Origin of the sequence: Vibrio sp. YT-17, from assembly GCF_033337375.1 — a bacterium.
Taxonomy (GTDB): domain Bacteria; phylum Pseudomonadota; class Gammaproteobacteria; order Enterobacterales; family Vibrionaceae; genus Vibrio; species Vibrio alginolyticus.
This window is the reverse complement of record NZ_JAWOQP010000001.1, coordinates 409,498-434,660: the sequence shown is the minus strand read 5'-3', so window position 1 is coordinate 434,660 and position 25,163 is coordinate 409,498. Positions and strand designations below refer to the sequence as shown.

Genomic DNA, 25,163 nt, shown 5'->3' with positions numbered 1-25,163 from the left:
GTAAGATTTGCAGTTAAGTATAAATAACAGTTGGGTAGATTGTCAGTAGAGGATGACTAGGAAATCAACGATTCTCGCTCTTTTCTACTTCATGTTCACCAAATGTGTTGGCCATTCTTCTAGTGGCATAGGGCGGCTGTAGTAGAAGCCTTGCACCTGATTACAGCCTAAAGAGCGCAGTAATTGTGCTTGATTGCTATCCTCGACACCTTCCGCGACGACATTAGTTTTGAGACCTGCTGTGATATTGATGACGGCAGCGACGACTGAACTGTTTAAGTTTTCTTGTGTGAGTTGATTGATGAAGGTGCGATCAATCTTCAAGCAGGTAAACGGCAGAGAGTGGAGGTAACCCAGTGATGAGTAGCCGGTGCCAAAGTCATCTATCGCGATACCAATACCCATTTCACGCAGTTTAGTCATATTTTCTAGTGTGGTCGGTGCGCTATCAATGATACGTGATTCTGTGATCTCTAGTGTGAGGTTACTTGCTGGTAATTTCGTGATATCCAATACGCTTGTCACCGTATCAACAAAACTTGGGCAAGATAGTTGATTAACGGAGATATTCACATGCAGTTGGAAGTCCGACGGCCACTGTTTGCTTTCGATCGCTTGGTAAGTGTCGCGACAAGCTTGTAACAGAATCTGTTGGCCGATGGCTTTGATCATGCCGCTTTCTTCCGCGATTGGGATAAAATCTAATGGTGACACCATACCTGAGTCGCTATGCCAACGCGCCAGTGCTTCGGCGCCACACACTGTGCCACTGACGAGATCCACAATCGGTTGGTAATGAGGAATAAACTCTCGGTTTTCAATGCCAGTTTGGATCTTGGTCAGCATTTGCGTACGAAACTTTGAAGCGCTCGCTAGTTCTGGGCTGTAGTGACAAACACCAGTCAGTGAGTCTTGTTTAGCGTAACTTAATGCGATGCTGGCGTTGCGTAACCATAAAGGCATGGTTTCGTTTGGCTGGGTTTGTACAATACCAAGTGAAATCTTCATCACTACATTCTCGCCTTCCACCATAAATGGGGTGGAAAAGAGTTGCTGTAATCGACGCTCGGTTTGTTTAATTTTGGTTTCCGTGTCGACATTTGAGAGAAACACCGCGAATTCGTCACCACCAATCCGAGCCAATAATGCGTTGTCACGAAACTGCTGTTTTAACCTTTTAGCGATGCTGACCAACAACTGGTCGCCGTTGTGATGACCCACACTGTCGTTGATATCTCTAAATTTGTTGATGCCAAGTAAAAATAAACTGCCGTGACAAAGATGAGACTGATTTTCACAGATTTCGACCAAACCCTGACGACTATATAAGCGTGTCAGAGAGTCATAAACCAACTGTTCACGCAATGCTTTGAATGAAGCTCTTAGATTGTTCGCCATTTCATTAAAAGCATGGACCAGTACGGTTGTCTCATACACATAACCAGGCTTTGGCATGCCGCTATCCCAATCCCCATTTGCCAGGTGCTGAGCGGCGGCGGCCGTCGCGTTAATTGGTCTGGTAACTCGGTTGAAAATGATCCAACTGATGGCGATCCCAAATAGGCTTACAATAATGCCAACGAGCCAACTCTCTTGCTGGCTTTTTGGTAACAGGCCGAGAAGCTCGGACTCCGAAATGGAGGTGCCAATAAACCATGTTAAGCCATCTTGGTCTCGATACGGGGTTAGCCGACTGAAAATACGTTGTCCATCATGTTCAAATGAAAAAGTATAAGGTTGCTTGGTGTTGTTGAGATCGAAAGACCGGACGCGGCTCGCACTGATTTTGATGATCGGGTCTGCGTTTTCAGCGGCAAGCAAACGCTGCCCTTTATCCGAAAATTTTGTGCCCCATGAGATGACGCTTCCCGGGCCTGAGTGAGCGATTAAACGATGATCTGGGTCCATGATGTAGACCGACGCTTTAGTGTTGTATTTTAACTCGCGCAGGAATTCGTTGAATGTATTGATACGAATGTCTGTCACCAAAACACCAGCAAATTGGTCGTGTTTGTACACCGGCGTCATGGCTGATAGCGTAATATCCTGGCGTTCATCAGCATTGGTATAAATTTCAGACCAAGTGGCGTTTTGGCTCTCTGCAACGGGCTTATACCATGGGCGAGTGCGAGGATCGTATTGGGAGATAACCGTTCGAATGTTGTTACTCACATGGTTGGTTCCATAAATAACCAGATCACCATCGGTGTGGCGATCTTGCACCATTAAGGTGTAATCGTCGGAAAGTTCGCGGCGAAAGCCTGCAAAGTCGCCGTTTTCTGAACCAAATGCGATTACATCCAACTGCGGTATCGATTGGTAAAGATTTTTGAATGCACTTAGCAGGTAGTTTTGAATGTCTGAGGTATCGTGAGGGCGATAAAGGTTGTGATAGCTGACGTTGTGCGCGAGAGCCATAACCGCAGTAAAAGGCTTACGTAGATAGCTATTGAGGTGGTCGTGGACACTTTCGGTTAACACGGAAAGTTGCTTGTCACTGATATCCGTGACCACTTCTTCGTAACTTTGTTTTTGGACGTAGACAATGACACCGATCGCCAGCAAGAAGATCATGACAAATGGAATCAGAACAGCAGTACGCAGTGTAATTTGAGTCGTAGCAGTAGACATCGCCTAATCACATAGATGGTGGTGCGCCACAATTGTACTGATGTTTTTATTAATATCGAGTGACAAACGACGCTCGTTGTTAACGCACCACGTAAGTGATTGTCAGTACAATTCTTTTAATTTTCTGGTGAGTGTATTTCGCCCCCAGCCTAATACTTTAGCGGCATCTTGCTTATGACCTTTAGTGTGCTCTAAGGCTGCTTCTAATAAAATGCGTTCAAATTCTGGTAAAGCGTAAGAAAGTAGTTCTTTATCTCCTGCTGCGAGTGAATGCCGTGCCCAATCCGCCAATTGTTCTTGCCAACTACCATGTGCAGAGTCTGAAATGGATTTTTTCTCTTCGAGTAGTTCGCTTGGCAAGTCATTTGGTAACACCTCGCTACCACTGGCCATAACGGTTAACCAACGGCAAATATTCTCTAATTGACGCACGTTGCCAGGCCAATCAAGGCGGTTAAGAATCTCTACAGTCGACGGGTGGAGAGTTTTTGTTTCCACACCAAGCTCATCAGCCGCACGGATAAGAAAATGCTGTGTAAGCTTTTCAATGTCTTGCTTACGCTCACGCAGTGCCGGGATCTGAACGCGAATCACGTTTAAGCGATGAAAGAGGTCCTCACGGAAGTCACCTTCGTGCACCAGCTTTTCTAAGTTCTGGTGTGTTGCCGCGACAATTCGTACATCGACACTGATCGGAGAGTGACCGCCCACTCGATAAAACTGCCCGTCAGCTAGAACGCGTAGTAAACGAGTTTGAATGTCTAATGGCATGTCGCCGATTTCGTCTAAAAATAGAGTGCCGCCATTGGCTTGTTCGAATCGTCCTTGACGAACATTGTTTGCTCCCGTAAACGCGCCTTTTTCGTGGCCAAACAGTTCTGATTCAATCAAGTCTTTGGGAATCGCCGCCATATTGAGCGCAATGAAAGGTTTGTTAGCACGTGGACTGTGACGGTGCAGTGCATGAGCAACGAGTTCTTTACCCGTGCCCGATTCACCGTTAATCAAGACTGAAATAGAGGAGCGAGAAAGACGACCAATGGCGCGAAACACCTCTTGCATCGCTGGTGCTTCACCGATAATTTCAGGCGTTTCTGCTGGAATGTCTTCTGGAGAGAGCTGCTCGCGTTTGTTTTCGTGGCTGTGTGCAATGGCTCGTTCAACCAGAGTTAAAGTTTCATCAATATCAAAAGGTTTTGGTAAATATTCAAAAGCACCTTTTTGGTACGCATTCACTGCCGCATCTAAATCTGAATGCGCGGTCATGATAATCACGGGAAGGTCTGGGTAATCGCGCTGTACTTGCTTTAGTAGCTCCAACCCATCAATACCTGGCATGCGAATGTCTGATACTAGAACATCCGGCACTTCGCGTTCGAGCGCCATTAACACGCTTTCTCCATCGGCATAGGTTTCACATTTGATGTTGGCAGAGGAGAGCGTTTTCTCCATTACCCAGCGAATTGAACTGTCGTCATCAACGACCCAAACATATCCTTTACTCATGTAGTAATCCTTGCAGCAAACCGAAAAACTGACGCGACTTGAAGTCCATTAGCGCAATCAGATCGGCAGATAAATAGTAAATGTTGTGTGACCAGGCCAGCTTTCTACGTCTATTTTTCCATTGTGCTGGTCGATCAAATTTTGCGAAATAGATAGCCCTAATCCAGTTCCTCCCTCGCGGCCACTGACCATGGGATAGAACAGCGTGTCTTGTAGTTCCGGTGGAATACCTGGGCCGTTGTCTGTGATTTCGACACGAGCAGCGAGTTTACAGCGTTTGCCGTGAATATTGGCTTGATGCACCGTTCTGGTGCGAATGGTTATTTTCCCGTGTTCTTGATGGCTAAGAATTTGTGCGGCGTTGCTGACGATATTAAGCATTGCCTGTTCGATTTGGTCTGTATCCATCAAAATCTCTGGCAAGCTTGGGTCATAATCTCGTTCAATGATGATTGAGCGTTGTGACTCTAATTCAACCAGCTGGCGAACCTTTTCAAGAATTTGGTGCAGATTCTCTTGTGTCTTCTTACCTGGCTTCTGCGGTCCTAGTAATCGATCCACGAGCGCCCTTAAACGGTCTGCTTGCTCAATGATGATGTGTGTATATTCGGTGAGAGAGGGCTCTGGCAGCATTTTTTCTAGCAATTGCGCCGCACCGCGTAAGCCGCCAAGCGGATTTTTAATCTCATGTGCAAGCCCTCGGACTAACAGCTTCGCTGCTTGTTGTTGGGCGTGTTGGTTCAGTTCTTGAGAGAGTCGGCGCTGCTGATCAATTTTGCGCATCTCGACCAGAAGCATCAACTGCTTTTGCCAAGTGATAGGGCTAACCGTCACCTCTAGCATTAAAGGGCGGCCATCAACAACGAAAGTGACGTCACTGTCGGTGATGCTTTGGCCACTTTGCAACGGTTGAGTGAGCAGCGCGAGATCCAGCGACGCATGCTGAATCAATTGAGAAAGTGATTGTTCAATAATTCGTTTGGCGCTTTGAGAAAACAGCAATTCGGCAGCCGGATTGGCATAACGGATGGCCAATCCATCATCAAGAATCAGCGTTGCTGTCACCATATTGTTGAGAATGGCACTAGGAAGACTGGTATCCACATTACGTCCTTGTTTTGCTTTAAGATTGTGCGATGCACAATAATGGTGCAATTGAACGTTAAGTATGGCGAATAAATCTTAGAAGAAAAAGTGAAAAGCATCGCTGTGATGTGATTTTTTTCACCAGATATTCTATTTTGCCCCTTTTACGGTCGGCTTAACACTTGCTCTATGTAAATGCACCGTTATAGGGCTAGTAGATGCAATAAGCTTGCCGCTTCTTTTCGCGTGCACAGCAAGTGTGTGAGTGCCTCGGTCAATATTGTTTAACTGCCACACTATATGGTTTTGTGGTGCACCATAAGGTTTTCCATCGAGTAACAATTGCAATTGCTCACCGATACCAAGCTTGCGATTGGTTTCTAATTGAATATTGATGATGCCTCGATTGCTGCGGATGGTCTCGTTGTGCTTGGGGGTCTGCATTGAAAGTTCTAATGGAAGAGGCTTCTCGGTTGTTTTCTCTGGCTTGTTTTGTGATGCAGTAGATGGCGTAGTCTGAGGTGCGAGCGATTCAGTACTTTCTACCTCAGGAGCTGGTGCGCTGGCTTCAAGGTTTGGCAGTGCGATCGCTTTTGCTCCTTTGTTTGGCGTATCACTAAAGTGAACCACGCCATTTTCATCTACCCACGTATACGCGACCTGCGCGAAGGCGATAGAGGCGATTAACAATCCGCTGAGTGCACACAGTGATGGAATAAGCTGAACTTTCATTGCTCACCTTCTCTTGTTCGATGATTTCACGTTTCAATGGCTTAGCTCTTTGACCTGTAAGGAAAAATTCTAAGCGTATTTTTATTATCCCCTCATGTTAAACGTCGAAGCTTGAGTGGCGAATACAAAAAAGGCCCGCCTGCGAGGCGAGCCTAATATTTTATTGCTGTGTTTACATTTTACACAGTGTCGACCTTACACAGAGTAGTAAAGTTCGAACTCAACAGGGTGAGTTGTCATGTTTACACGCTCTACGTCCTGAGACTTAAGGTCGATGTATGAATCGATGAAGTCGTCAGAGAATACGCCGCCCGCTGTTAAGAACTCACGATCAGCATCTAGCTCTGCTAGCGCGTCTTTTAGTGAGTATGCAACAGTTGGGATTTCTGCTGCTTCTTCAGCTGGAAGATCGTAAAGGTCTTTATCCATCGCTTCGCCTGGGTGGATCTTATTCTTGATACCGTCAAGACCAGCCATAAGCATTGCTGCGAAACATAGGTATGGGTTCGCCGCTGGGTCACCGAAACGAACTTCGATACGACGTGCTTTCGGGCTTGGTACCACTGGGATACGGATTGAAGCAGAGCGGTTACGCGCTGAGTAAGCTAGCATTACTGGTGCTTCGAAGCCTGGTACAAGACGTTTGTACGAGTTTGTTGATGGGTTAGCGAATGCGTTGATTGCACGAGCGTGTTTGATGATACCACCGATGTAGTAAAGCGCCATTTCAGATAGACCGCCGTACTTGTCACCAGCAAATAGGTTTACGCCATCTTTTGCTAGAGACTGGTGAACGTGCATACCGCTGCCGTTGTCGCCAACAAGTGGTTTAGGCATAAACGTCGCTGTTTTACCAAACGCGTGAGCAACGTTGTGTACAACGTACTTGTAGATTTGGATTTCGTCAGCTTTGGTTGTTAGCGTGTTGAAACGAGTTGCGATTTCGTTTTGACCCGCCGTTGCCACTTCGTGGTGGTGCGCTTCAACAACAAGACCCATCTCTTCCATTACTAGACACATAGCAGAACGGATGTCTTGAGATGAATCTACTGGAGCTACTGGGAAGTAACCACCTTTAACGCCTGGACGGTGACCTTTGTTACCTTCTTCGTAGTCAGAACCTGTGTTCCATGCTGCTTCTACATCGTCGATCTTGAAGAAAGAGCCTGACATGTCTGTCGAGAACTTCACGTCATCAAATAGGAAGAATTCTGGCTCAGGACCGATAAGTACAGTATCTGCAACACCTGTAGAACGCATGAAGTCTTCAGCGCGTTTTGCGATAGAGCGTGGGTCACGGTCGTAGCCTTGCATTGTTGCAGGCTCTAAGATGTCACAACGGATATTTAGTGTTGCGTCTTCCGTGAATGGGTCAAGCACAGCAGAAGATGCGTCAGGCATCATTACCATGTCTGATTCGTTGATACCTTTCCAGCCAGCAACTGATGAACCATCGAACATTTTACCTTCTTCGAAGAAGTCTGCGTCGATTTGGTGAGCAGGGATCGAAATGTGCTGCTCTTTACCTTTTGTATCAGTGAAGCGTAGGTCAACAAACTTAACTTCGTTTTCTTGGATCAGCGATAGAACGTTTTCTACTGACATCTTGGATAACCTCCAGTGTTAATAAGCGGTAAAAGCTCGATTTATGAATTATTCATGAAACCTGGCATTGATTAATCAATTTGACTTTTCATTAATCGATGCTGTTTTAACTAAAGCCAAAACCGTGCCAAAAAAAATATTCCATTAATTTCAAGCAATTGTGTTTTTGAATGCTAGTTTGGTGCACTTGCTTGCACCAAAATGATCTTTGCTTGCACTATTATGGTGCCAAAAATCATTGTTGCACCATAATGTGACAGGTACATTGCGTATTCAGCCCATTTTTTGAGCAAGAGTCAATTTGAATTATGCATCGATTAGAATAAAGTTGCGTTTAATCAATTCGTTCTGAGGAAGAAAATGGGCATTAAGCGTAAAAATCGCAGAAATGCTCGGGAGTAGATCACATATTTCTAGGCTTTTTGCTAAAATCTGGTACATTATGGCCGTTTTTTTAATCAGCAAATGTCGCCAGAGAGCACCCGTTCTCAGCGTGGGGGCATTTCATCTATCTAAGTGAATCAATATCCATGGCTACTCCACAGATTGATAAATTAAGAAATATCGCGATCATCGCGCACGTTGACCACGGTAAAACGACGTTGGTTGACAAGCTGCTACAACAATCAGGCACGCTTGAGTCTCGCGGTGAAGCTGAAGAGCGAGTCATGGACTCGAACGACATCGAGAAAGAGCGCGGTATTACCATTCTTGCTAAAAACACAGCAATCGACTGGAACGATTACCGTATCAACATCGTAGATACTCCGGGACACGCGGACTTCGGTGGTGAAGTTGAGCGTATCATGTCGATGGTAGACTCTGTACTACTTATCGTTGACGCTGTTGATGGTCCAATGCCTCAAACGCGTTTCGTAACACAAAAAGCGTTTGCTCACGGTCTAAAACCAATCGTTGTAATCAACAAGATTGACCGCCCTGGTGCACGTCCTGATTGGGTTATGGACCAAGTGTTCGATCTATTCGACAACCTAGGTGCAACTGATGACCAGCTAGACTTTAAAGTAGTTTACGCATCAGCACTTAACGGTTGGGCTTCTCTAGAAGAAGGCGAAACTGGCGAGAACATGGAACCATTATTCCAAACTATCGTTGATGTTGTTGACGCGCCAAATGTTGACCTTGATGGTCCACTACAGATGCAAGTTTCTCAGCTAGACTACAGCTCTTACGTTGGTGTTATCGGCGTGGCTCGCGTAACTCGTGGTAGCGTTAAACCAAACCAGCAGGTAACCATTATTGGTGCTGACGGTAAAACTCGCAACGGTAAAGTGGGTACAGTAATGGGCTACCTTGGCCTAGAGCGTCACGAAGTGGAACAAGCTAACGCGGGTGATATCATCGCAATCACTGGTCTTGGCGAGCTGAAAATTTCTGACACTATCTGTGCACAAAACGCAGTAGAAGCATTACCACCATTGTCTGTTGATGAACCAACAGTAACGATGACGTTCCAAGTAAACACGTCTCCATTCGCGGGTAAAGAAGGTAAGTTCGTAACGTCACGTAACATCCTTGAGCGTCTTGAGAAGGAATTGGTACACAACGTTGCACTACGCGTTGAGCAAACAGACGATCCAGATAAATTCCGCGTATCAGGTCGTGGTGAACTTCACCTTTCTATCCTGATCGAAAACATGCGTCGTGAAGGCTTTGAGCTAGCAGTATCTCGTCCAGAAGTAATCATCAAAGAAGAAGATGGTCAGTTGATGGAACCGTTCGAAACGGTAACTATCGACGTAATGGAAGAGCACCAAGGCGGCATCATGGAGAACATCGGCCTACGTAAAGGTGAGCTGAAAGACATGTCTCCAGACGGTAAAGGTCGTGTGCGTATGGACTTCGTTATGCCATCACGTGGTCTGATCGGTTTCCAAACGGAATTCATGACACTGACTTCAGGTTCAGGTCTTCTTTACCATACGTTTGATCACTACGGCCCGCACAAAGGCGGTAACATCGGTCAACGTGTAAACGGTGTACTAATCGCGAACGCGATGGGTAAAGCGCTAACTAACGCACTGTTCAACCTTCAAGAGCGTGGTCGTCTATTTATCGGTCACGGTGTTGAAGTTTACGAAGGTATGGTTATCGGTATTCACAGCCGTGACAACGACCTAACGGTAAACGCACTGAAAGGTAAGCAGCTAACCAACGTTCGTGCATCTGGTACCGATGACGCACAGGTTCTTACTCCGCCAATCAAGATGACTCTTGAGCAAGCACTAGAATTCATCGATGACGATGAGCTAGTAGAAGTAACGCCTGAAAGCATCCGTATCCGTAAGAAGTTCCTAACGGAAAGCGACCGTAAGCGTGCTTCTCGTGGCGCGAAATAATTTTCGTTAAGCGATTCAATTAAGAAGAAGCCTCGAGTTATGCTCGGGGCTTTTTGTTTTCTGGAGTTGAATATGAACCCGATTATTATCACCGGTGGGCCTGGTGCGGGAAAAACAACACTGCTGAATGCGCTAGACGCGTGTGGTTACGCCACGTTTCCTGAAGGATCTCGTGATTTGATTGAGCAGCAAAGCCAGTTAGAAAATGGTATTTTGCCGTGGACGAATTTACCTGAGTTTGCCAAGTTATGCCTTGGGTTGATGGACAAACAAAAGAGTGATGCGCGTTGTCATGATGTTGCGTTTGTTGATCGCGCCATCCCCGACATCATTGCATACCTACAAGTGGGCGGCTGTAAGGTTGACCAAGCTTTCTTAACCGAAAGCGCTGGGTACCATAGTCAGGTGTTTACTTGTCGACCTGAAGCATCCATTTACGTACAAGATGAAGTGCGTCCGCACAGCTTTGAAGAAGCATTGGAGATTCATCAGTCGTTAGTGAGTGTCTATACTGAGTTGGGTTATGAAGTGATAGAAGTACCATGGGGAACTGTGCCAGAGAGAGTAGGCTTTGTTCGAAGAGTCATCGGTTTACTCGGTAAGGTCGCCGACTAAAACCTCCTCACTAGGAGGAGGTCTAAATCATTTACTTTTGATTGAGCTTTTGTAGGAATTTATCGGACTCTGCAATCGCTTCGTTCATTTGTTTGATCGCAAACTGAATGTCTTTCTCTAAGCTAGAGAACTCACCTTGCAAAGAACCAATCGCACTGGCGTTAAGGTTGTGTTTTAAGTACAACGTGTTGTCACGTAGCGTATCCAGTACCGGTGTCATCTTTTTCTCTGCACGCTTCATAGCGCTAAGCATGGTTTTGTACGAGGCTTTGGTTTCACGTAGTTTTTGCTCGCTTGAACGACGCAGTTTCGCACTCGAGTACAGCTCTAGCTCATCTTGCCACTCATCAAACAGTGCGCCGGATACGTCTTCAATCGCAGCAATACGGTCACGTACGTCTTGAGCCGCTTTTTCGCTATCTTCGTATTTGTCATTGATGTTGTTGTAGACATTTTCTAGCTCACCACCATCAAAGTTGGTGATCGCAGACAAGGCTTCAAGTGCACTGGTGAATTCTTCTTGTGCATCTTGTTGAGATTCTTTGGCATCTTCGACGCGGTCGACCATAATATCTCGTTTATGATACCCAACCTGCTCCATTGCTGAGTAATAAGCAGATTGACACCCTGTTAAAGTGAAAATTGATAGTACAATTGCTAATAAATAAGGCATTCTTATGTCCTCGGCGCTAATTATGGGATGAACTATGAACCAGTTATCAGAGAGTTACAAGGCGAGATTAATCAATCTACTGCCAAGTTGCGTCGCGTTTTTTAAGTATCTTCTTAAGCGATTAACGCATGACCGTGTGAATGTGAACGCGGGCTATCTTGCCTACATTACCTTGTTATCCATCGTGCCAATGCTGACGGTATTGTTATCAATATTGTCGAAATTTCCCGTTTTTGCGAACGTTGGTGAGGTGCTGCAAGGCTACATTATTGAGAATTTTGTGCCAGCTTCTGGAGAAGCTGTACATACGGCATTACAGGAATTTGTGGCGAATACGGGCAAAATGAGCGCGGTTGGCGGTGGGTTTTTATTCATCGCAGCGGTCATGCTGATTTCCAACATTGATAAGAACTTAAACTACATTTGGCGAGTTAAAGACAAGCGCCGTTTAGTCTTTTCATTCTCTATGTATTGGATGGTACTCACGTTAGGGCCGATCATGGTCGGTGCGAGTATTGCGGCGACGTCGTACGTGACTTCGCTGCAAATTTTAGAGAATGAGACATTATCTGGTGCGTTTAATCTATTTCTGCGTTGGCTACCGTTGTTGCTGTCCTTTTTTGCTTTTCTTGGCTTGTATATTCTAGTGCCGAATAAAAAAGTACACCTCGCTCATGGTGCCATGGGGGCAGCAGTCGCCGCGATACTGTTCGAGTTGAGTAAAAAAGGCTTTGCACTCTACATCACTCAGTTTCCGTCTTATCAGCTCATCTACGGCGCGTTAGCGGCGATTCCTATCTTATTTGTTTGGGTGTATTTATGCTGGATGATCGTGTTATTGGGGGCGGAAGTTACGGCTGCGCTTGGTGAGCGAGAGCACTGGAGTGAAGATTTAGACATGATACACTCGACCGCTGAATCTCAGTTAACAGATGAAGGAAGCGAGAGTAGTGATAGCGCTAATTCAACGAGTCAGTGAAGCAGCCGTCCGTGTGGATGGTGAAGTCGTAGGAGAAATTGATCGTGGTCTGCTGGTCTTATTGGGCGTAGAGAAGGACGACGATGAAGCTAAAGCAAAGCGTTTAATGGAGCGTGTTACAACCTACCGTGTGTTCGAAGATGACGAAGGCAAGATGAACCTAAACGTTAAACAGGTGGAAGGTAAAGTGCTGGTGGTTTCTCAATTTACGCTGCCTGCGGATACAAAAAAAGGCACGCGAGCTGGCTTTTCTCGCGGTGCGCATCCTGTTGATGCAGAGCGCTTGTATGATTACTTTTCTGACTTGTGTGAAGAAGTCTTACCCACACAGCGTGGCCGCTTCGCTGCCGATATGAAAGTGTCCTTGGTGAATGACGGTCCAGTGACGTTTTGGTTGCAGGTCTAATCTGGTAACACAGGCGCCATAGTCTAAGCTTTAACTCCAAGCTCATGGAATTGGCTTGGAGTAATTTTTCCGACACTGATTAGTGTTGTGCTTTCAAAGGATTGATATGTTCAAACTCATTACTCCCAAAACCGATAATCAGATAAACAAGTATTATCAGTTTCGCTGGCAACTGCTTCGTGAGCCATGGCGTATGCCGGTCGGCTCTGAGCGCGATGAATACGACGAAATGAGCCATCACCGCATGATTGTTGATGGTCGAGGTCGTCCTATGGCGATTGGCCGTTTATACATTACGCCGGACAATGATGGCCAGATCCGCTATATGGCGGTTAAAAATAATCGCCGTAGCAAAGGGATGGGTTCGCTGGTTTTGGTTGCACTAGAGTCGTTAGCGCGCCAAGAAGGAGCGAAACGCTTGGTGTGTAATGCCCGTGAAGATGCCATCGCCTTTTATGAAAAAAATGGCTTTGAGCGTCGAGGCGAACTGACCGATGAGCGTGGCCCTGTGCGCCATCAGCAAATGGTGAAGCAACTGGATCCGATGGCCAATGTGTTACGTCGCCCTGAATGGTGTACTGAGCTTCAACAGCGCTGGGAGCAACAAATCCCAATTAGCGACAAAATGGGGATCAAAATTAACCAGTACACGGGTTACCAGTTTGAATGCTGTGCGCAGCTTAATCCTAACCTTAATCCCCATAACACCATGTTCGCCGGGTCAGCTTTTACCTTAGCAACCCTGACAGGGTGGGGGATGACGTGGCTGCTGCTTAAAGAGCGTGGGCTGCACGGTGATATTGTGTTGGCCGACAGCTCGATTCGTTATCGTCAACCAGTCGAACAAAACCCCGTGGCGAGTACTTCGTTGGATGGGATCAGTGGTGACCTAGACCGATTGGAGTCGGGACGCAAAGCACGCATCGTTATTCACGTAGTGATTTATAGTGGTGACACGCCAGCTGTGGATTTTGTCGGTACCTATATGCTGATACCGAACTACTCGCAGTTACTCAGTTGCTGATGGGTTAAGCGCCGACTGACCTGCTGGGCGCTTATCTGTTTCACCTTCTTGCTCTGTCGGTGAGAGGATTTGTTCTTTTGCTGCGGAATGCGTGTTGGGTACTTCATCTTCTTCGATAATTTCTTCGTAAAGCTCTTCCTCTTGAGTCTCCAAATTGATGTTATCAATCACGATTGGCTGCTTGATGGAAGGATCATTTTTCTGTGGAGTCTCAATATCAGTAGGCTCGGCCAGTTTTGATGCGTTCACGCACTCATTACGGTGGGTTTCACCACTTAGTAGATCGCCTTCAATGTTTCCGCACGACTCTTCCAATTGATAAGTAATGCCACTTAGCGGGTTGTTGGCCATATCAAATGTTCCCCAAACCTTACCACTTATGGCTTTTCCTGAAATTGTGACCGGCTTTATGGCAACTTCCCCTCGTTGCGCGCTTAAACGCAGTGGACTTAAGGTAATGGCTTTGAGCGAATGATCCGCTTGGGACTTCAAGTGGGTATCTCGGAGATTGGCTTCCACTTCACCCGATAAGCTGTAGGCCAGCATGTTGCGATCACCTGATAACCCTTGTAGATCGAGGCTAAGATCGGAAAAACCATCAATAGCCAGTGTGTCGGGTAAAAAATAATCGTGGAAGAGCGATAAGGGAATACCATCAGCATTGACGTTGAGCGCCCAAGGTTGGCTTGGGGTACTCAAATCTATCTGTCCGATGCCTTCTACGTAGCCTTCCTCGAGTGGCGCAAAAAGGCGAGTCAATTGCCAAAAGCCATCTTTGCTTTGCATGGCAAGTGCTGCGTGAGACGTGAGTATTTGGTCATAGCTGGCGTTGACAACGCTGACTTCCAATTCGCCTTGCCAAAGGCCCCAACGTTGAGCCGACTGTTTAATATCAAGCTGTTGTCCTTCGATATTTAAACCGGAAAGTTGCCAATAAGGTTCGTGAGATAGCTGGATAATTTGGCTGCGCTCAATGTCGAGTCGTTCGATTGCAACATGCTCTAACTCGCTGGTGGCGGCGTGCCACCAATTTAGGTTGTCTTCTGGCTGTGTTGCCCACTTGAGGCCTTGAATAGAGGCTTCTTTGAGCTTCCATTGTGTTGGCGTGAACAATCCAGAAACTTGCACTCGACCTTGCTGCCAATCTAAACTGAGCTCGTTGAGCTGGATTACTCCTGGCTCGATAGCGGCACTCAAACGTGGCTCTATTGCGGTTTGCTGCTGGAATCGAACGCTATCCGCCTGCAATGACACTTGAGCTTTTGTCTTCCAGAGAGACAGTGGCAGTGTGGCGTTTTCCACAGAAAGATCCAAGTTCTGCCAGTGCCAGTCGCCCCATTCAATATCGGCGTTAAGCAAATCTAAGCTATTAATATGATTAATGTTAAATGGTAGATCGTGCCAAGGTTTTGCAAGCAGTGATTGGCGCTGCGTATTACTCAGTTTCAGCTTGTTGATGGTCACATTTACTAAAGACCAGCCTTGAGGATACTGCTCCCCTTGCCCAGATATTTGACTGTTACGCCAGTTAAAAGAGGTGCCATAAAGCGTACTGTCTTGCGGTTTGTAGTCTATATCGACTAAGACTTGATTAAAGGCTTCGCCATTCCAATAGAGTTGGTCAGCTGCAAGTTGAACTTCGCCATATGGTATTAATTGACCATTCCATTGTGGTGATTGAATTTGAAGGTCAATGCCATTGGCAGAGAACTGCTCGTCGGCGTAATCAATATTTTTGAGCGCGATTTGATGGAATAAAACGTTATCTAAAGGTGGGAGCTTTGGTGCGCCATACTGCAAGCTCATACCATCAATCAATAAACTATCAACGATCCATTTACCATCGCGATAAACATCGGGATTCATCCATAAATCGACTTGATCGATGTAAGACGCATCGTCTCCGCTGGTGTTTACGCGTTGTAAAGTTAGGTGATAGGGAAAGCCATAACGCACGCTTCCGGCCCGGAAGGGAAGAGAAAAGGTGTTTGACAGCAAGCGCCAGGTTGCGTCCGCGTAAGATGTTGTTAGCAGCGCAATCGTAGCGGCTGGAATGGCAACTAAGATAACCAGTAACAGAAGTAGAACTCGACGCGCTGTTTTCATCTTTGCTAGAACCTACGTGTGTTATGAAATAAAACTAGATAGGCTTTAGCTTGTATCAATATTCTGTGGTATTCAATAAAAAGCCCCTCAAAAGAGGGGCTTGAAGCAATTTTTGTAACTTGGCCTACGTAAAGGTGATAAGTTAATGCCAACTTTTCACTGCGTTTACGCGACGTCGCTGTTACTCGATTTAATCAATCTGAGGACCAGCCGCAACCAGGGATTTACCTTCAGCGTTGTCTGTGTATTTATCAAAGTTATTGATAAAGCGCGCTGCTAAATCTTTCGCTTTGCTTTCCCACTGAAGTGGGTCAACGTACGTGTCGCGAGGGTCTAGAATGCTAGGATCCACACCTGGTAGTGACGTTGGTACTTCAAGGTTGAAGATTGGAATGTGCTTAGTTGGTGCTTCTTCAATCGAACCATCAAGAATGGCATCAATAATTCCGCGTGTATCTTGAATAGAGATACGTTTGCCAGTGCCGTTCCAACCAGTATTCACTAGGTAAGCCTCAGCGCCCGCTGCTTCCATGCGTTTTACCAGTACTTCCGCGTATTTTGTTGGGTGGAGCGTTAGGAACGCCGCGCCGAAACAAGCAGAGAAAGTTGGTGTTGGCTCAGTAATACCGCGCTCTGTTCCCGCTAGTTTGGCGGTAAAGCCAGACAGGAAGTGGTACTTAGTTTGCTCAGGTGTCAATTTAGATACTGGAGGCAGTACGCCAAATGCATCGGCTGATAGGAAGATCACTTTATTCGCGTGACCGCCTTTTGATACTGGCTTAACGATATTATCGATATGGTAGATAGGGTAAGAAACACGTGTGTTTTCTGTTTTCGAACCATCATCAAAGTCGATAGAGCCATCGCCACGTACTGTTACGTTTTCTAGCAGTGCATCACGACGAATTGCGTTGTAGATGTCCGGCTCCGCTTCTTTAGAAAGTTTGATGGTTTTTGCGTAACAACCACCTTCGAAGTTGAAGACACCGTCATCATCCCAGCCGTGCTCATCATCACCAATTAGCGCACGTTTAGGATCAGTCGACAGGGTCGTTTTACCCGTACCAGATAGACCGAAGAATACCGCTACATCGCCATCTTTGCCCATGTTAGCGCTACAGTGCATTGATGCGATGTCTTTTAGTGGAAGGAAGTAGTTCATCATCGCGAACATACCTTTCTTCATTTCACCACCGTACCAAGTACCACCGATAAGTTGCATGCGCTCAGTTAGGTTAAATACGGTGAAGTTTTCTGAGTTCAGGCCTTGCTCTTCCCATTTTGGATTAGTGCATTTTGCGCCATTCATTACCACGAAGTCTGGTTCAAATGTCGCTAACTCTTCTTCCGTCGGGCGAATAAACATGTTTTTAACGAAGTGCGCTTGCCATGCGACTTCTGTGATAACACGAATGCTCAAACGTGTATCTGGGTTTGCACCACAGTAACCGTCAACAACAAACAAGCGTTTGTTAGAAAGCTGGTTTGTGACCAGTTCTTTTAGCTCGTCCCACACTTCAGGAGTGATTGGCTTGTTATCATTTTTCACTTGATCAGACGTCCACCACATATGTTCTTCTGTCGTAGCGTCTTTGACGATGTATTTATCTTTTGGTGAGCGACCAGTAAAGATGCCAGTGTCAACGGCAACCGCACCTAGTTCAGTAACCACGCCGCGCTCATAACCGGTTAGGTCTTCACGCGTTTCTTCCTCAAACAACATTTCGTAGCTTGGGTTGCGAATAACCTCTTTTACGTTATGCAGTCCGTGCTTGGTTAGATCAAGTGTTGCAGCCTTAGTATGTTCCATAACGGTCATAGGTGCTCCTTATAAGGATTTTGTAGGGATTTTGTAAGAATGTTTTAATTTTAATCTGCTCACCATGCTAGCAACGGGGCGGGGAGAAAACAGGGAGATAGCTCAAAATTTGCCCATGATTTCAATAAGGTTTTAGGTAACCCGTCACATATTGGTGGGAATAGTCTATCGTGCACGCAATCCTTTGCGCTAGGGCAAAATCATTATTAATTGTTTAAAATTAAGCAGTTGTTTTATTACGCTTGAGGCTAGTTATTACGAGGGGTTGATCACAAAAAGGTCAGCATTAAGCTGGCCTTTTGTAGGGTAAATTACGTGCTTGATAAGCTATGTAAATTAATGCAGGGTTTTCTTGTCCGTAGAAGCTTGTGCATACAGTTCAGTGACTTCAGATTCGTCGAACGTATAAGTTGTGCCACAGTAATCACAATGTAAAGAAACTGATCCAACTTCTGCCAAAATGTCATAAATTTCAGCTTTCTCAACGGTGATGATTGCTGCACCGCTACGCTCACGAGAACAGCCACAATGGAACTCGACAGGTTGCGGCTCGTACAGACGTACTTTGTCTTGGTTATATAGTCGATACAATAACTCGTTCGCTTCTAAACCAAACAATTCTTCATCTTTTACTGTGTCAGTGAGCTGCTCTAGATGTTCGAAATCATCTGGAGAGCCAGTGCCGTCAGGGATCACTTGAATCAACATACCTGCTGCGTGTGCTTTGCCTTCATGCTCACCAGTGCGGATCCATAGGCGCGTTTTTAACTGCTCTGAGTTTGCAAAGTAGCCTTCTAGCACTTCTGCTAAAGTGTCACCTTCTAATCCAACGACGCCTTGGTAACGCTCGCCGTTTTTCGGTTCGATGGTGATCACAAGGTAGCCCTTACCCATTAGATCGTGAATATTTGCGTCATCGGCAACATCGCCTTCCCAGCGAGCTACGCCACGAACACGTTGGTTATGGTCACCGTTGATAACGGCAAGAGACACAGGACCGTCGCCTTGTAGCTGGATGGTGATCGAACCTTCGAACTTAAGAGTGGCAGTTAAAAGAGTAGTTGAAACGAGTAGCTCACCCAGCAGTTTCTCTATTGCTGCCGGATATTCCTTGCTGGAGATAACACGTTGGTACGCTTCATCCAATTGTACCAACTCGCCACGTACTGAAAGATCTTCGAATAGGTAGCGGTTTAAAACATTATTTGCCATGGAGTGCTTTCCTCGTTGGTAATTCCGGCTTTTATTGGTGTTTGAACTTAATGATGTCTCGGCGCTGCTTTTTATCTGGGCGGCGTTCCGGACTTGGGTTGTGGGCATTAAGCTTACGTTGAGTCGCGTGTTCCTCACGTTTCGCGATACTCTCATTGGTTTCGCGATATAAGGTTTGTGCGATGGGAGCGCCTCGGCGTTGATCTGAGATTTGTTCGATGATCACGATTTTTTCTTCGTTGCCTTGACGAAGTCTGACTTCAGCGCCCACTTCAACGATTTTACTCGGCTTGCTTCGTTGGCCATTATAGTGGACTTTACCGCCATCGACCATGTTACGCGCGATGGAGCGGGTTTTGTAAAATCTTGCGGCCCATAGCCATTTATCTAGCCTAACGGCTTCATTTAGGGAACTCATAGAACACTACGCTATCTAATCACTGCCCGAATACGGCAATGAGTGATGGATTATTCACCTACAGATGGAGTCAAGGCGTATTTTTTTCAAGGGAGTTGGCAAAAACTGCATAAGAAAAAGGTATGAAAGACAACTTGTGATATAGTTCACTGCTCTTTGTTGAGTAACAATTTTATTGCAAAGTTAGCAATTTAAAGTCGATAGCTATCGTTATAGCTTAAATGACGGACGTTAGAATAAAGGAATCCATTCAGTGAAACGTTTAGAGCTAAGTGCAGGATTATCAAGCAGACCGCTACTGGCTCAGATCAAGTCCAATCATTATACCATTCAAGCCAAACTTAGCTTGTTGCTTACCTGTCTGTTTATTGCGATAACCGGATGGATACTTGGCAAAATTGTGTGGTTAGCCATACCTCAATCGTCGGAAGTGCCGCAATGGCGTCCATCGGCGAGTGGCGTTGTCGCGAGCAATAAAGGCGACGCGATAGATTTTAATGCCCTTCAGAATGCCAACCTATTCGGTAAATACACTGAGCAAAAAGTGGCAGTTGTAGAACAGCCTATTGTTAAAGACGCCCCTAAGACGCGCCTTAACCTCACGCTAGTCGGTGCGGTCGCAAGTAGTGATGCCAACACCAGCCTTGCTGTTATTGCTAACCGAGGTAAGCAAGCTACGTACGGTTTGGGTGAAGAAATCGAAGGGACACGTGCGACGCTAAAAGCGGTATTGGTGGATCGCGTCATCATTGATAACCAAGGTCGAGACGAGACCTTAATGATGCAAGGTATAGAATATAAGAAGCTATCTGAATCGCCGCAGGTAGCTAGGGCGCAAGCTCAGCGAGCAGAAGCAGCGACGTCTGACGTTGGAGAGAAATTAGAGCAAATCCGCGAGGAAATTGCGAAAGATCCACAAAGCGTTTTTAAATACATCACCATTTCACCCGTCAAAAAAGACGGAGACATTGTTGGTTATCGAGTATCACCTGGTCGTGATGCCGCATTATTTAATGATGTAGGGCTACAACCTGGTGATATTGCGGTTCAACTGAACGGGATCGATTTAAGTGATCCGTCTTCTTCAGTACAACTGATGCAAGTGATGAGCGATCCGCAAGAATTAAATTTAACTGTTGAGCGAGACGGCCAACAGTACGATATCTATATCCAATTGTAAGACTTAGGCAACCGGCGTAAGTTCAGGGAGACATACGTGAAACATTGGTTCAGCAAAAGTGCTTGGCTACTAGCAGGAAGTTTACTCTGCGTACCAGGTGCAATGGCAAACGAATTTAGTGCGAGCTTTAAAGGCACTGATATTCAAGAATTCATCAACATAGTGGGTCGTAACCTCGAAAAGACCATCATTGTTGATCCTTCAGTACGCGGTAAGATCGATGTCCGCAGCTATGACGTACTTAACGAAGAGCAATATTACAGCTTTTTCCTTAATGTCCTTGAAGTATACGGTTACGCAGTCGTAGAGATGGACAATGGGGTACTTAAGGTTATCAAAGCAAAAGACTCAAAAACCTCAGCAATCCCTGTGTTAGGTGATGGCAGCGCGCAAGGCGATAGTGTTATCACTCGAGTTGTCGCGGTGCGTAATGTGTCGGTCCGTGAGTTGTCTCCTCTACTTCGTCAGCTGATTGATAACGCCGGTGCCGGTAACGTGGTTCATTATGATCCAGCGAATATTATCTTGATTACTGGTCGTGCGGCAGTAGTGAATCGCTTAGCAGAGATCATCAAGCGTGTTGACCAAGCCGGTGATAAAGAAATTGAATTGGTAGAGCTGCGTAATGCATCTGCTGCTGAAATGGTACGCATTGTTGAAGCACTGAATAAAAGTGCGAATCAGAAAAGCACGCCAGAGTTCCTTGAACCTAAAATTGTGGCCGATGAACGTACTAATGCGATTTTAATTTCTGGTGATCCAAAAGTAAGAGCCCGCTTGAAACGTTTGATTCGTCAACTTGATGTTGAAATGGCGACAAAAGGTAACAACCGAGTTGTGTACCTGAAAAATGCGAAAGCTGAAGACTTGGTGGATGTATTGAAAGGTGTTTCCGATAACCTGCAAGCTGAAAAGCAAGCCGGTCAGAAAACATCAGGTGCATCGCGTGGTGAGGTCGTCATTGCTGCTCACGCTGCAACTAACTCGTTAGTTTTAACAGCGCCACCAGATATTATGATGGCATTACAAGACGTCATTTCTCAACTCGATATTCGTCGTGCTCAGGTTCTTATTGAAGCGTTAATTGTCGAAATGTCTGAAGGTGATGGTATTAACCTAGGTGTTCAATGGGGTTCATTAGAAACGGGTGCTGTAATTCAGTACGGTAACTCAGGAGCCCCGATTGGTCAGGTGATGGTTGGGCTAGAAGAAGCAAAAGATCAAACCCGAACTGAATACTATACCAACTCTAATGGCGAACGAACGCCATATGATGTTACTGAATCAGGTGACTACTCTACGCTAGCGTCAGCACTTAGCGGAGTAAATGGTGCGGCAATGAGTATTGTCATGGGTGACTGGACAGCGCTAATTAGTGCTGTTGCTTCTGACTCCAACTCAAACATTCTATCTTCTCCGAGTATTACCGTAATGGATAATGGCGAAGCATCATTTATTGTGGGTGAAGAGGTTCCGGTTATTACGGGCTCTACGGCTGGCTCAAACAACGACAACCCATTCCAAACGGTTGACCGTAAAGAAGTCGGTATCAAACTCAAAGTAGTGCCACAAATTAACGAAGGTGACTCTGTACAGTTAAACATTGAACAAGAAGTTTCCAACGTATTAGGCGCAAACGGTGCGGTTGACGTTCGCTTTGCTAAACGACAGTTAAACACCTCTGTCATGATCCAAGATGGTCAGATGTTGGTTCTTGGTGGTTTGGTCGATGAACGCGCACTTGAAAGTGAGTCTAAAGTGCCGCTATTGGGTGACATTCCGGTACTGGGTCACCTGTTCAAGTCAACTAGCACGCAAACAGAAAAACGTAACTTGATGGTGTTCATCAAGCCGACGATTATTCGCGATGGTGTGACGGCTGACGGTATTACGCAGCGTAAATACAACTTTATTCGCGCAGAACAGCTTTATAAAGCGGATCAAGGGTTGAAGTTGATGGCAGACGAGAAGATCCCGGTTATGCCTGCCTTTGGCCAGGAGCGTCAGCACCCAACAGAGATTCAAGCGTTTATTGATCAAATGGAAAACAACTAATGGTTGATATGTTAGACACTGCGCCAAGTATGCGTCGTCTGCCATTCAGTTTTGCCAACCGCTTTAAACTGGTGCTGGAGACAGAGCATCCTGAGCGTCCACCTATTCTTTACTATGTCGAGCCGCTTAACCCTGCGGCTCTGGTTGAAGTCCGTCGTGTATTAAAGAAAAGCTTCGTACCGCAACCTATCGATAAAGAAGCCTTTGATAAAAAGCTGACCGAAGCATATCAACGCGACTCGTCTGAAGCGCGTCAGTTGATGGAAGATATTGGTGCTGATAGCGATGATTTCTTCTCTTTGGCTGAAGAACTGCCGCACGATGAAGACTTATTAGAATCGGAAGACGATGCGCCAATCATCAAATTGATCAACGCCATGTTGGGCGAAGCGATCAAAGAAGGTGCGTCGGATATTCATATTGAGACGTTCGAGAAAACCCTTTCGATTCGTTTCCGTGTCGATGGCGTATTGCGTGAAGTCCTGACTCCAAGCCGTAAGCTAGCGCCTTTGCTAGTTTCTCGTGTGAAGGTTATGGCTAAACTAGATATCGCAGAAAAGCGTGTGCCTCAAGATGGCCGTATTTCGTTGCGTATCGGTGGTCGTGCGGTGGACGTGCGTGTATCTACGATGCCGTCCTCACATGGTGAGCGCGTGGTAATGCGTTTGTTGGATAAAAATGCGACTCGTCTTGATTTACATAGTTTGGGCATGACACCTTCAGTGCATGACAACTTCCGTCACTTGATTGGCCGCCCTCACGGTATCATCTTGGTGACGGGCCCGACAGGTTCTGGTAAATCCACCACCTTGTACGCTGGCTTGCAAGAGATCAATAGCAACGAACGCAACATTCTAACGGTTGAAGACCCGATCGAATTTGATATTGATGGCATCGGTCAAACTCAGGTGAACCCAAAGGTCGACATGACGTTTGCGCGCGGCTTGCGTGCCATTCTGCGTCAGGACCCGGATGTGGTGATGGTCGGTGAGATCCGTGACTTAGAAACCGCACAAATTGCAGTGCAAGCGTCCTTAACGGGTCACTTGGTAATGTCTACTCTCCACACCAACACCGCAGTGGGTGCGATTACGCGTCTACGTGATATGGGTATTGAGCCATTCCTTATTTCTTCTTCGTTATTAGGGGTGCTAGCGCAGCGCTTAGTTCGAACGCTTTGTCCAAGCTGTAAAGAGCCGTATGAAGCCGATGCGGAACAGAAAAAACTGTTTGGTATGGAAGCGCATGAACCGTTAGAACTGCACCGAGCAAAAGGCTGTGAAGCGTGTAACCAAAAAGGCTACCGAGGTCGAACAGGTATCCACGAGCTCATTATGGTTGATGAGCAAGTGCAAGAGTTGATTCATCGAGAGTCTGGTGAACAAGAAATTGAGAGAGCCGTTCGCGCCCATACGCCAAGTATTCGCAGTGATGGTTTAAGCAAAGTACGTCGTGGCATTACGTCACTTGAAGAAGTGATGCGAGTGACGAAGGAAACCTAATGGCGGCATTTGAGTACAAAGCGCTAGATGCAAAAGGCAAGCATAAAAAAGGCACGATAGAAGGGGACAACGCCCGACAAGTGCGCCAGCGACTCAAAGAGCAAGGGATGATCCCGATTGAAGTGGTCGAGACGAAAGCTAAAACGGCTAAGTCTTCAGGTTCAGTCAGCTTTAAGCGCGGCATCTCGACATCTGAGCTGGCACTCATCACACGGCAATTGTCTACGCTAGTCCAATCAGGAATGCCTTTGGAAGAGTGTTTGCGTGCGGTCTCTGAGCAGGCTGAAAAGCCGAGGATTCGTTCTATGTTGGCTGCGGTTCGCTCGAAAGTAACAGAGGGTTATCCGCTTGCCGACAGTTTTGCCGATTACCCACACGTGTTTGATGAACTGTACCGCTCTATGGTTGCGGCGGGCGAAAAATCAGGTCACCTCGATACCGTATTAGAGCGTTTGGCAGACTATGTCGAAAACCGCCAAAAGATGCGATCTAAATTGCTTCAAGCCATGATTTATCCTGTAGTTTTGGTGGTATTCGCGGTTGTCATCGTTTCGTTCTTATTGGCGACAGTGGTTCCTAAAATCATTGAACCCATCATTCAGATGGGCCAAGAGTTACCTCAATCGACGCAATTTTTACTGGCAGCCAGTGAGTTTGTGCAAGATTGGGGGCTGATTATTTTCGTTGTGCTGGTGGCGCTTTTCTATGGCCTCAAACTGGCGTTGCAAAAGCCAGACTTTCGCTTAGCTTGGGACAGAAAAATCTTGAGCTTACCGCTAATAGGTAAGATCTCTCGAGGTTTGAATACCGCACGATTCGCACGAACACTTTCGATCTGTACTTCCAGTGCGATTCCAATTCTCGAGGGTATGCGCGTTGCGGTAGATGTTATGTCTAACCGTTATGTGAAGCAGCAAGTCTTGCTTGCAGCGGATAACGTCCGAGAGGGCGCTAGTTTGCGTAAGGCGTTGGACCAAACTCGCTTGTTTCCACCAATGATGCTACACATGATCGCCAGTGGTGAGCAAAGTGGTGAATTAGAGAGCATGTTGACGCGGGCAGCCGATAACCAAGATCAAAACTTTGAATCAACAGTCAATATTGCTCTGGGTGTGTTTACTCCTGCGCTGATTGCATTAATGGCTGGATTAGTGTTGTTCATTGTGATGGCGACCTTGATGCCAATGCTAGAAATGAATAACTTGATGAGCGGATAATTTCGAATTAAGACGTGTCTACTAACGGCATGGCTTT

General features: G+C 46.2%; 19 protein-coding genes. 9 read left to right on the top strand and 10 right to left on the bottom strand.

What is annotated here, in order from left to right; genetic code table 11:
• Positions 1-84: 84 nt before the first annotated feature.
• The 5 genes from R7F67_RS01990 to glnA all read right to left on the bottom strand — a co-directional run bounded on the left by R7F67_RS01990 (position 85) and on the right by glnA (position 7,560).
• Positions 85-2,631 (bottom strand): EAL domain-containing protein, encoded by a 2,547-nt coding sequence (locus R7F67_RS01990; RefSeq protein WP_053303413.1) that lies wholly within the window; start codon positions 2,629-2,631, stop codon positions 85-87.
• 102 nt (positions 2,632-2,733) lie between these two features.
• Positions 2,734-4,137 carry a nitrogen regulation protein NR(I) gene (glnG, locus tag R7F67_RS01985; RefSeq protein WP_005379267.1) on the bottom strand — a complete coding sequence of 468 codons (1,404 nt, stop codon included), beginning with the start codon at positions 4,135-4,137 and terminating at the stop codon, positions 2,734-2,736.
• A gap of 57 nt (positions 4,138-4,194) precedes the next feature.
• Positions 4,195-5,241, bottom strand: coding sequence for a nitrogen regulation protein NR(II) (gene glnL / locus R7F67_RS01980; protein WP_017821940.1), 1,047 nt, complete (start codon positions 5,239-5,241; stop codon positions 4,195-4,197).
• Positions 5,242-5,373: 132 nt separating this feature from the next.
• Complete coding sequence (locus R7F67_RS01975) at positions 5,374-5,955, bottom strand: DUF4124 domain-containing protein (RefSeq protein WP_136976535.1); 582 nt, start codon at positions 5,953-5,955, stop codon at positions 5,374-5,376.
• A 195-nt stretch (positions 5,956-6,150) separates the two neighbouring features.
• The gene (gene glnA / locus R7F67_RS01970; RefSeq protein ID WP_005379275.1) at positions 6,151-7,560 is read right to left on the bottom strand and encodes a glutamate--ammonia ligase; all 1,410 of its coding nucleotides are present in this window, start codon (positions 7,558-7,560) and stop codon (positions 6,151-6,153) included.
• A gap of 530 nt (positions 7,561-8,090) precedes the next feature.
• On the opposite strand from glnA, the gene typA reads away from it, so the two are divergent.
• On the top strand, positions 8,091-9,920 hold the full coding sequence (gene typA, locus R7F67_RS01965; protein ID WP_005379276.1) for a translational GTPase TypA: 1,830 nt from the start codon (positions 8,091-8,093) through the stop codon (positions 9,918-9,920).
• Between the two features lie 72 nt (positions 9,921-9,992).
• Positions 9,993-10,535 (top strand): AAA family ATPase, encoded by a 543-nt coding sequence (locus tag R7F67_RS01960; RefSeq protein ID WP_005382971.1) that lies wholly within the window; start codon positions 9,993-9,995, stop codon positions 10,533-10,535.
• Between the two features lie 31 nt (positions 10,536-10,566).
• On the opposite strand, the gene R7F67_RS01955 is transcribed toward R7F67_RS01960, so the two are convergent.
• Positions 10,567-11,208, bottom strand: a complete 642-nt coding sequence (locus R7F67_RS01955) for a DUF2959 domain-containing protein (RefSeq protein ID WP_005382972.1) — start codon at positions 11,206-11,208, stop codon at positions 10,567-10,569.
• A gap of 34 nt (positions 11,209-11,242) precedes the next feature.
• Between R7F67_RS01955 and R7F67_RS01950 the strand changes: the two genes are divergently transcribed.
• The 3 genes from R7F67_RS01950 to R7F67_RS01940 all read left to right on the top strand — a co-directional run bounded on the left by R7F67_RS01950 (position 11,243) and on the right by R7F67_RS01940 (position 13,617).
• Positions 11,243-12,187 carry a virulence factor BrkB family protein gene (locus R7F67_RS01950; RefSeq protein WP_005379281.1) on the top strand — a complete coding sequence of 315 codons (945 nt, stop codon included), beginning with the start codon at positions 11,243-11,245 and terminating at the stop codon, positions 12,185-12,187.
• Positions 12,159-12,593, top strand: coding sequence for a D-aminoacyl-tRNA deacylase (dtd, locus tag R7F67_RS01945; protein ID WP_005379282.1), 435 nt, complete (start codon positions 12,159-12,161; stop codon positions 12,591-12,593). Before R7F67_RS01950 ends, dtd begins: the two co-directional genes overlap by 29 nt.
• 106 nt (positions 12,594-12,699) lie before the next feature.
• Positions 12,700-13,617: a bifunctional GNAT family N-acetyltransferase/hotdog fold thioesterase gene (locus R7F67_RS01940; protein ID WP_053307276.1), complete on the top strand. Its 918-nt coding sequence runs from the start codon at positions 12,700-12,702 to the stop codon at positions 13,615-13,617.
• Here R7F67_RS01940 and R7F67_RS01935 read toward each other — a convergent pair.
• From R7F67_RS01935 to hslR, 4 genes are all read right to left on the bottom strand, one after another.
• Positions 13,603-15,723, bottom strand: a complete 2,121-nt coding sequence (locus tag R7F67_RS01935) for an AsmA family protein (protein WP_318056819.1) — start codon at positions 15,721-15,723, stop codon at positions 13,603-13,605. The two genes, R7F67_RS01940 and R7F67_RS01935, sit on opposite strands and share 15 nt — an antisense overlap.
• Positions 15,724-15,913: 190 nt before the next feature.
• Complete coding sequence (gene pckA, locus R7F67_RS01930) at positions 15,914-17,542, bottom strand: phosphoenolpyruvate carboxykinase (ATP) (RefSeq protein WP_005379288.1); 1,629 nt, start codon at positions 17,540-17,542, stop codon at positions 15,914-15,916.
• A gap of 336 nt (positions 17,543-17,878) precedes the next feature.
• Positions 17,879-18,754: an Hsp33 family molecular chaperone HslO gene (gene hslO, locus R7F67_RS01925; RefSeq protein ID WP_005379290.1), complete on the bottom strand. Its 876-nt coding sequence runs from the start codon at positions 18,752-18,754 to the stop codon at positions 17,879-17,881.
• Positions 18,755-18,785: 31 nt separating this feature from the next.
• A complete protein-coding gene (gene hslR / locus R7F67_RS01920) occupies positions 18,786-19,172 on the bottom strand; it encodes a ribosome-associated heat shock protein Hsp15 (RefSeq protein WP_005379292.1) in 387 nt (128 codons plus the stop codon).
• 253 nt (positions 19,173-19,425) lie between these two features.
• Between hslR and gspC the strand changes: the two genes are divergently transcribed.
• The 4 genes from gspC to gspF are packed head-to-tail and all read left to right on the top strand — an operon-like array spanning position 19,426 to position 25,126.
• Positions 19,426-20,352, top strand: coding sequence for a type II secretion system protein GspC (gspC, locus tag R7F67_RS01915; RefSeq protein WP_017635011.1), 927 nt, complete (start codon positions 19,426-19,428; stop codon positions 20,350-20,352).
• A gap of 36 nt (positions 20,353-20,388) precedes the next feature.
• On the top strand, positions 20,389-22,407 hold the full coding sequence (gene gspD, locus R7F67_RS01910; protein WP_005379295.1) for a type II secretion system secretin GspD: 2,019 nt from the start codon (positions 20,389-20,391) through the stop codon (positions 22,405-22,407).
• Positions 22,407-23,909 (top strand): type II secretion system ATPase GspE, encoded by a 1,503-nt coding sequence (gspE, locus tag R7F67_RS01905; RefSeq protein ID WP_005379296.1) that lies wholly within the window; start codon positions 22,407-22,409, stop codon positions 23,907-23,909. The genes gspD and gspE overlap by 1 nt, the downstream gene beginning before the upstream one ends.
• Positions 23,909-25,126: a type II secretion system inner membrane protein GspF gene (gene gspF / locus R7F67_RS01900; RefSeq protein ID WP_053303407.1), complete on the top strand. Its 1,218-nt coding sequence runs from the start codon at positions 23,909-23,911 to the stop codon at positions 25,124-25,126. The genes gspE and gspF overlap by 1 nt, the downstream gene beginning before the upstream one ends.
• Positions 25,127-25,163 lie beyond the last annotated feature (37 nt).